General features: G+C 38.6%; 2 protein-coding genes. Both read left to right on the top strand.

Annotated elements, in window-relative coordinates; all coding sequences use genetic code 11:
• Nucleotides 1-572: 572 nt before the first annotated feature.
• On the top strand, nt 573-3596 hold the full coding sequence (locus DRW42_RS28260; RefSeq protein WP_113952213.1) for a tetratricopeptide repeat protein: 3024 nt from the start codon (nt 573-575) through the stop codon (nt 3594-3596).
• A 4-nt stretch (nt 3597-3600) separates the two neighbouring features.
• A complete protein-coding gene (locus tag DRW42_RS28255; RefSeq protein ID WP_113952212.1) occupies nt 3601-5298 on the top strand; it encodes a TonB-dependent receptor in 1698 nt (565 codons plus the stop codon).
• Nucleotides 5299-6028 lie beyond the last annotated feature (730 nt).

Raw genomic sequence — 6028 nt, 5'->3', positions numbered from 1 at the left:
ATTGGTTCACTAGTTCATTGGTCATACGTTTATACCTAATTGCTTAATCTTTCAATTGTTTGATGGTTTATTAGTTCACGACTGATAGCCTATTTAGTTCATATCCAATTTTTAATTGGTTGATTAATTTATTTGCAATTAATAATATGCGCTCTGAAAGGGTTCTATAAAGATCTAAACCTAAGTGCCGTCACCCTGAATTTATTTCAGGGTCTTTTTTTGCATGAAAGATGCTGAAATAAATTCAGCATGACGCTCACGCAACAGTTAACCCCCTGAGCGTAGTCGAAGGGTAAACAATTAACCAGTTAACCTTTCTAGAAGATCAATCAACCACAAACTACATCTATTAAGATTGCTTCGTTGGCTGAAAAAGCCGCCTCGCAATGACGGACTTGGCCGAACCAATGCCCATTGAACCAATGAATCCTTCTAATTTTTCCACATTCGTCTCTCCCCTGATACCAAAGCAAAAATCCCTTCGTTAATTTGTGTTATTAACAGATGTTAATTACTTCTGTTGATAAGCTTTGATACTATTTATAATTTAGTACCAACCATATTTGAAACCAATGCAGAAAAAATACTTACTAATTCCGCTATTTTTAGCTGGAAGTTTTAGCACCTACGCCCAAGTTAGCGCTGTGCAGAACCTCAACAAAAACTATCAAACGGGCTTAGAATTATTAGACAAAGAGAAATACACAGCAGCCGCGCAACAGTTTAAACTGGTTGAGCTGCAACGTTATAAACCTTCTACCCAAACGGAAAGTAATGCCGAATTATCGTTATTAAAAGAGAACGCAAAATTTTATGCAGCCGTTTGCGCTTTAGAGTTAACGAACAGTGATGCCGAGAGTTTATTCCAGGCATTTATCCGCGATTATCCGTTAAATCCTAATACCAAACTGGCTTATTTTTATGTTGGAAAAACCTATTTCAACCAGAAAAATTATAAAAAGGCATTAGAGTGGTTCGAAAAAACAGATCCTTCTACACTTTCGGGCAAGCAGCGCAACGAATACCAGTTTAAACAGGGATATGCTTATTTTGAGCTGAAAGATTACGAAAAAGCAGAACCTTTATTCGAAAAAGTAAAAAAAGAAGAAGGTGCTTTTCAGGAAAGTGCTACCTATTACTTTGCCTACATCAATTACCTGAATAAGGAATATAAAACGGCATTGGCCAACTTCGAAAAGTTAAAGGGCTCTCCTACTTACGAAGCCAGTTATCCATATTATATCACCTCGATGTACTATCTGGATGAGCGTTATGATGATGTGATCAGCTATGCTCTCCCGATTATGCAAAAAACAAAACAACAATTCGAAGCCGAAATGTTGAGTTTGGTTGCAGCCTCGTACTTTGCAAAATCGGAGTTTAAGAACGCCGAAAAGTATTTCGCAGAATTTTATGCGAAGGATAAAAGCGAAACCAAGAATAACCTTTTCATTTACCAGTATGGTTACTCTTTGTTCCAGAACAAAAAGTATAAAGAATCGGTTAGCGTTTTAGATAAACTGAATAACGACGATATTTACCTGCAAAATGGGATGCTGACCCTAGGGAAAGATTTTATCCAGCTGGGCGACAAACAAAAAGCACAAAGTGCATTTTTCAGGGCGTCGCGTTTAAGCTTCGATAAAGTAATCCAGGAAGAAGCCTGGTTAAACTATGCCAAATTAAGTTACGAACTCGATTTTCACCAACAGGCTTTGGAGGCTACACAGGGTTTCTTAAAAACCTTTCCTAAATCGCGTAAGCTAAACGAAGCAAAAACTTTATTGGGCGAGGTTTTATTAACCACCAAAAACTATCAGGCGGCAGTTGATATTTTAGAACCTATCCCTGATAAAACTTTGGAAGCCAAAGAAGCTTACCAAAAAGTAACCTATTTCCGCGGACTGGAGTTTTACAACGAAAGGGCTTTCCCGAATGCTTTATCAATGTTCCTCCGTTCTGAAAAATTCCCTGAGGATAACGAGATCAATGCTTTAAATACCTATTGGAAAGCAGAATCGATGTATGAACTACGCAAGTATGGTGAGGCTGTTTCTACTTTCGAAAAATTTTTAAAAATGCCTGATGCCGATAAAACCGGTGTTTACAATTTTGCAAATTATGCTTTGGCCTATGCCGCTTTCGAAGATGAAAAATACAGCAAAGCAGCCAATTATTTTGAAAAATTCCTTGCTGGCAATGATAAAGATCAAAAAACAATTGACGATGCTACCATCCGTTTAGCCGATTCGTATTTCGTAAATAAGAATTATGGTGATGCAATGGCGAATTATAACAAAATTATCAGCAGGCACACCACTTCCGAAGATTATGCCAATTTCCAGAAAGGTATGATCCAGGGATTGGAAAACCAGTATGATGCAAAAATTGCCACCATGCAGAACCTGTTAAAGGCTTTCCCAAATTCAAACTATGCTGATGATGCCGGTTTCGAAACAGCCTATACTTACTTTAACAAAGGTGATTTTGATAAATCCAAAACAGATCTGGTAGAACTGGTTGCAAAATATCCGCACAGCAGTTATGTACCAAAAGCACTGGTAACCATCGGTCTGGTTCAGTACAACCAGGATCAGGATGATGCCGCTTTAGAATCTTTCAAAAAGGTAATCCGCGATTATCCAACTGCCGATGAAGCTAAACAGGCAATGGAATCAATCAAAAACATTTATGTAGACCGTGGCGATGCAAATGGTTTTATGGCCTATGCCAATACTACCCCGCTGGGTAACTACTCTAATGCCGATCAGGATAATATCGTTTTTGCAGCTGCAAACAATACTTACCTGAAAGGTGATGCCAACGGTGCATTCCAGGCAATTAATGCTTATTTCGATAAATTCCCTAAAGCCATCCATGAGAAAGAGGCGAAATTTATCAGGGCCGAATCGCTGGTTAAACTGGGCCGTCCGGATGAAGCCATTGCCGACTATGAATTTATCTTAAACGACTGGACAAGCGATTATACCGAACGTTCGTTGGTAAGTATTTCTCAACTGTTCTTAAACCAGAAGAAATACAATGAAGCGATTGTTTACCTGAAAAGATTAGAAACCACAACCGATTATAAATCGCACTATAGTTTTGCCATCAACAACTTGTTAAAGGCTTACACAGCTTTAAACATGCCTGATGACATGCTTAAATATGCTCAGCTGACCAAAGATTCGGAAAAAGCATCAGAGGAAGAAAAAAACAGCTCGAGCCTGTTCTCTGGTAAAGCTTATTTATTAAAAGGTGATACCACTACTGCAATAAAAGAGTTTAAAAATGTGGTGGCCAAAACAAAAACTGTTGCAGCCGCCGAAGCGAAATATAACCTCGCATTGTTAGAATATAATAAACGTGATTATAAAACTTCATCGAAAACCTGTTTCGATCTGATTAACAACATGGCGGCTTACGATTACTGGGTAGCGAAGGCGTTTATCCTGCTATCCGATAATTATGTGGCCCTGAAAGACAATTTACAGGCAAAGAGCACACTTCTAAGTATAATTGATAATTACGACGGCAAGGACGACATTATCCCTACGGCCAAAGAAAAACTAGAAAAACTAAACCAGAAGAAGTAGCATTATGAAATCGATTAAATATATATATAGTTCTCTGTTTTTTTTAGCTGCCGGATTAACAACTGTACAGGCACAGGATAAAAAAACGGATGAAAAAGCAACGGTGAATGAAGAAATTGAGGTAGTTCGTCCGTATAAACCCATTTTGGCCGAAGCAGTAAAGTTAAGAAGGAGCCCGAATTTAGATGACGTTAAAACCTATAAGGCCAAACTGAACTACAGCATTCTGGATAGAAAGCTTGAACTGAACAGCGATATACAGAAATTACAGGCACAGGCCCTGGCAGAAGAAAAAGCAAGCATTTTGGTTAATAATTATGTAAAAGGTGCTTTTGGTTCGCTTGCTACCCTATTGGGCGAAGCTTATTTTAATACCGGTAAAGATGAAGGTTTACAACTTGGCGGTTACTTTAAACATTTCAGTCAGGAAGGTAAGCTGAACAAACAAAACAGCAGCAACCAGCAGCTGAGCGTTTTCGGTCGCAGTATTTTAGACGAGAACACCATTAGCGGCAAGATTGGTTTTGAGCGTAACGGTGTTCATTTTTACGGGATTGACGATACCAGACCTTTGTTAAACCCAAATCCTGATAAACAGACCTTAACCACTATCGAACTGGAAGGCGAACTGGTAAAAAACTTTACCGAAGATGAAGGTGCTTTCAGTTATGCTTTAAAAGCTAATGGATACATTTGGAATGATAAATACAGTGCTAAAGAAAATTACCTGAGTTTAAACGGTTACGTCAACAAACGCATCAATTCGTTAAACTTAGGTTTGGCTGCTTCAACCGAATTTGGTAACAGCAAAGATGCTTTAACCAGTGTTGGCAACAACCTGTTACGTTTAAATCCTTACATCCGTTTACAGGTTAAAGGTGCCAAAATTACTGCCGGAATTAATTTTGTTCAGCAGTTTGGTGCAGTAAGCAGCTCAAAAATTTTCCCTGCGGTTACGGCCGATTTTACCCTGATTCCGGATTATTTACAGGTATTCGGCGAGGTGAAAGGTGATGTAAACAGAAACTCCTTAAAAGGTTTTACTGATGAAAACCCCTGGTTAAACGCTAATGCTGTTGTAAAAAACACTGTCGAAAAATTAAGCTTTAGTGGAGGTATTAAAGGTACCGGCGGACCTGGCTTTGGTTATAAGGCCCGTGTTTATGTAAAACAGTTTGATGATATGCCATTGTTTGTAAACAACTTCACCGATTTTAACAAGTTTGACGTAATCTACGATTTTGGTAAAACCAAGTTAACCGGTTTAGAAGGCGAAATTTCGATTCAGGTGAGCGATGCCTTAAAATGGACGGGTAAACTAAACCTTGACGACTGGAAACCAGCTTCTGAAACTTACTCGTGGTTTAAACCAGGTTTAAAAGTAAGTTCTAACTTTTTGTATACCTACAATAAAAAATTAAGCTTCAATGCAGCCGTAGTAATTCAGGATGATGTGAAAGCTAAAGTATATACCGGCGCTCCGGTTCCTGCTTCACAATACGTAATACCTAATCCCGCTATCGAATCGATTGTTACCGTTAAAGGTTTTGTAGATCTTGGTATTGGTGCCGAATACAGAATCAACAATAAGTTCTCTGTTTTTGCAAAAGCAAACAACATTTTAAACACCAATTACAGCAAATATTTATTTTATCAGGTAAACGGGTTTAATATTTTTGGAGGGTTAACATACTCTTTCTAGGTTGCCAAACTTCCGAAGTCTCATGAGCACCGCCCGGGGCTGACTTCGGAAGTTTAATCTAAACAAAAATGCCTCTGATAAAATCGGAGGCATTTTTTTATGGACTTATTTCCCTAGTTGTTATCCTGAGCGGAATCGAAGGATGTTTTTATCGCCAACCAAAGAAGTCAAGTTTTTAAAACTTGACTTCTTTCTTATATACCTTTTTTTAGAAAAGCAGGTGCAATGGTACTTGGGATTGTTCAGTCCTGCTTTACGCTGCAAGTCCTCGCTACGCTGTGGGCTTTTCGCTCCAATCTGGTTTAGATGGCAGGGATAGGAATGTTATTAACGTTTTTAATACCAAACGTTCCTAGGGAACGATATCGCCAATTTTGCAATTGGCTACCCATCAATCGTCCCGCTGGGACGGGAAAAATGCGTTTTAAATCGTAATCATTTGCTTATCAATGATTTCGCTGGGAGGTTTTGGATTTAAAATTATCTCTGCCGTCCAATCAATCCTCCCGCTGGGACATNTAAAATTATCTCTGCCGTCCAATCAATCCTCCCGCTGGGACATGAAAAATGTTTTTTTTAAAATCGTAATCGTGTGTTTTTATCAATGGTTTCGCTGGAAGGTTTTTGGATTTAAAATTATCTCTGCCGTCCCATCAATCGTCCCGTTGGGACTGGAAAAATGTTTTTTTTAATCGTAATTGTGTGTTTTTATCAATGGGTTCGCTGGGAG

The sequence above is a fragment of the Pedobacter miscanthi genome (assembly GCF_003315595.1).
Taxonomy (GTDB): domain Bacteria; phylum Bacteroidota; class Bacteroidia; order Sphingobacteriales; family Sphingobacteriaceae; genus Pedobacter; species Pedobacter miscanthi.
The sequence above is the reverse complement of the archived record's forward strand: the minus strand, read 5'-3'. Positions and strand labels throughout refer to the sequence as shown.

Bases quoted from the DNA above. Each gene is read 5' to 3' on its own strand.
- DRW42_RS28260 (WP_113952213.1), top strand. From the start codon at position 573: ATGCAGAAAAAATACTTACTAATTCCGCTATTTTTAGCTGGAAGTTTT.
- DRW42_RS28255 (WP_113952212.1), top strand. From the start codon at position 3,601: ATGAAATCGATTAAATATATATATAGTTCTCTGTTTTTTTTAGCTGCC.